This window comes from Ottowia sp. (assembly GCF_047975795.1).
Lineage (GTDB): Bacteria > Pseudomonadota > Gammaproteobacteria > Burkholderiales > Burkholderiaceae_C > Ottowia.
This window is the reverse complement of the sequence record NZ_JBKEEE010000004.1, coordinates 1-2,876: the sequence shown is the minus strand read 5'-3', so window position 1 is coordinate 2,876 and position 2,876 is coordinate 1. Positions and strand designations below refer to the sequence as shown.

General features: G+C 64.0%; 2 protein-coding genes. Both read left to right on the top strand.

Going from position 1 to position 2,876, the window contains the following annotated elements; translation table 11 throughout:
* Nucleotides 1–368 (top strand): hypothetical protein (locus ACK5NW_RS00390; protein WP_416924271.1); only part of this gene is annotated, 368 nt, incomplete at its 5' end.
* Entirely contained in the window at nucleotides 358–2,736 is a 2,379-nt protein-coding gene (locus ACK5NW_RS00385) for a hypothetical protein (RefSeq protein WP_416924270.1), read from the top strand. The genes ACK5NW_RS00390 and ACK5NW_RS00385, both read left to right, overlap by 11 nt.
* Nucleotides 2,737–2,876: the final 140 nt, after the last annotated feature.

Here is a 2,876-nt window from a genome sequence, read left to right as displayed (position 1 = left end):
ACGTGGCGCTGGTTGCTGGCGGCACCAACGGCAACGCGGCGGCGGATGAAGGGGTGCCCGTAACGAATTGGGACACCTTGCTGGTGGAAGGCCAGCCGGTGGGTCTGGTGTGCAATGACAGACTGGAAGCCGTGGAGGGGCGCGACCCCAAGACGGGCCATGTCTACGAACTCATCAGGCTGTACAACATGCACCTGTACCTGCCGGCCGCGTTGTACGGGCGCAAGGATGAGATCGTGGCCTTGGCCGAGGAGGCGTTTTACGTTCGTGCCCGCGGCCCCAAGCGGGTGTGGTTTCGCGGCGTGGTGATCGAAGTGGCCGAAGCGCACCTGGACACCGACTACCGGAGTGCGCGCCATGTCCTCTGAACGCGATTTGATGCCCAATCAACAGGCCGTTGTTGATTGGCTTGCGGAAGTTGCCGACCAAGGCAGCGTCGGCGCGTATGCAGGCGGTGCCGAGCAGTTCCGCCGCGATCTGATGCAGCGACTGGACGCCTTGCCGGTGCGCGTGCCAAACCAGACGTCTGATGCCGTGACCTTGCTGTACAGCGGCCCGCTGGGCGACCAAGTGCGGGGCGGCTGGGAGATTGCCGAGAGCATTGGCCGCCAGTCGGGTGGCCAGGTGGTCACGATTGGCGAGACGCCGCTGGGTGGGCTTCAGAACCATCGAATTTTTTCGGAAGCGTTGAAATATGCCGTCGGTTCTGACCACGCCCACCTCCACACCGAACTGATGGACGGTGTGCGCGCCGACGGCAGCCGGGTGGAAAGCGTGTGGGATCGCGGCAGCCGCCGTCTGGCCATGGCCGCCGAAGGCGACGTGCGCACGCTGACGCCCTCGGCGCTCGATGGCAAGGTGTTTGCCAGCGTGGAGCTGCCCGCCTTGCTGGACAACCCCAACGTCAGCCACGTCAACGGCGTGCCGGTCGAGGCGTATCGGCACATCTACCAGAACACGCCCGGCACAGTGCCTGACAAGCTCAGCCGCGTCAACGAAGCGGTGCAGGCCAGCTCGTACGAGTTGACGCGCGAGATGCGCTGGCGCGAGATACCCGATACGGCCAGGGGTGCCGGGCACTTTGACGTAGACACGGGCCAACTGTTTGAGGGCACGCCGTACCGTTCGACACCCCATGTGCCCGCCGACAAGGCCAACTTCAACATGCGCCAGGGCGACCCGAGCCTGACGCCCGAACAACACCAGCGCATGGCCAGCGGCCAGCAGCACCTGGGCCAAGCGCTGGAACAAATAGTGCCGGATGGCAATCCCCATGGTCTGCGCATCCGTGCGGGCACTGTACTGAAAGGACTGGGGCTGGCTGGTACCGCCTATGGCCTCTACGAAGGCTATGGCGAATTCCGCGATGCCGTCGACAATGCCCGCTCTACACGCGATTTGCATGTCAACGGTGCCGAAGCCGCTGCGGATCTGGCCGTGCGCGGCGGCGTCAGCGGCGTGGCTGCGGCAGCGGGCGGGGCTGTAGGCGGGGCGGCGGGCACGCTCGTGGCACCTGGCCCGGGCACGGTGGGTGGCGCGCTGGTGGCCGGAGGTGCCGCTGCCTACGGGGCAGAGCGCGCCTACGAAGACTCCCGCGTGCAGCAATGGGCCAAGGCGCTGGGCCGTGAGGCGGGCGAAATCAGCTACGACTACTTTTCCAAAGAAGGCCGTCTGTTGCGGCGCATGGAAGGCTTGAAGACCGAATTGGCCGAGCTGACCGACGGCCCCAGCGCCGAGCGCCAGCGTGTGCAGCGCGAGTTGGGCGTCGTAGGCGAAGCCTTCAAAGCCGAGGCCGACCGCAACAACGCCTACTTTGAAGGGCGTGGCCAAATCGATGCGCAATGGCAAGCGCTGTCAGAGCGGTTTCCCAAGCTGGACAAAGACGACGTGGTGCAAGCCTACGAGCAGCGTTTTGAGGCTGCAAAAACCACGCCCGATCCAGGCGCGCTGAATCAAACCGTGCGGGGTGCCTACAGCGATGCCGTGCACAGCGAAGTCCAAACCAGGGCGTTACCCTATGTGCCTGAAGTGGACTACCGCCAGATGGACGAACGGGCGCTTAAACAGGCTTGGCACAGCTATTCGGGCGAAGTCTCGCAGGGCCAACATGCTATTGACGAGTTGCAACGCAGTGGCCCCACATCTTCCAAAGCGCCACTGATTGGAGGCTGGCTGGGTCAGCGCCGACACGACAACGCGCTGGAGAGTTTGCGCGACGAACACTGGCGCGACAGCGGCCACCAAAGCACCATTGAGGCGACCCTGCATGAGCGGGGCCTGGCACTGCCGAATGCGGAGCGAGAAGCAGAGGCTGCCCGCGCAGGTCGTGCAGATGCAAATATGCCAGCACCCACGTTGACGCTGCCGCAGTCACTGGGCCCGATCAGCCGCCAGTTGGTGAGCGACAGCGTGCAGGCGGTCTCGGACGTGGCCAGTCGGCATGGACTGGCCTGGGATCAGGGCATGGTCAATACCGCCTATTCAGTGGCCGCGCAGGCGCGCGCTGCGGGTATGGATCGGGTGAACCTGTTTCATGCGGCCGATAGCACGCTGCGCGCGGGCCAGTACGACGGCATCAGGTTGCAAGAGGTCACGCTGGACAACTCAGTGGCGGCCAATACGCCGCAGGCGAAGTCGCATCAGCAGATGCAGGCGCTGGATGCGCAAAAAGACTTGGTGCCCGAGCAGGCGCGAATACGGGTGCAGACCATGCATGAGCAGCCAATGGAGCGGTGAGGGGCTGTGTAGTCTTGACTAAGGAAGGTCTGCACAACCCCCGCTGCAGGGCGAGGTGACGCGTGAATGTTCACATGGCGAAACGAGCGTTGAATTTCTCATCGTTTTGCGCTGTTTTTGGTTCGCTTGACCCTGATTTT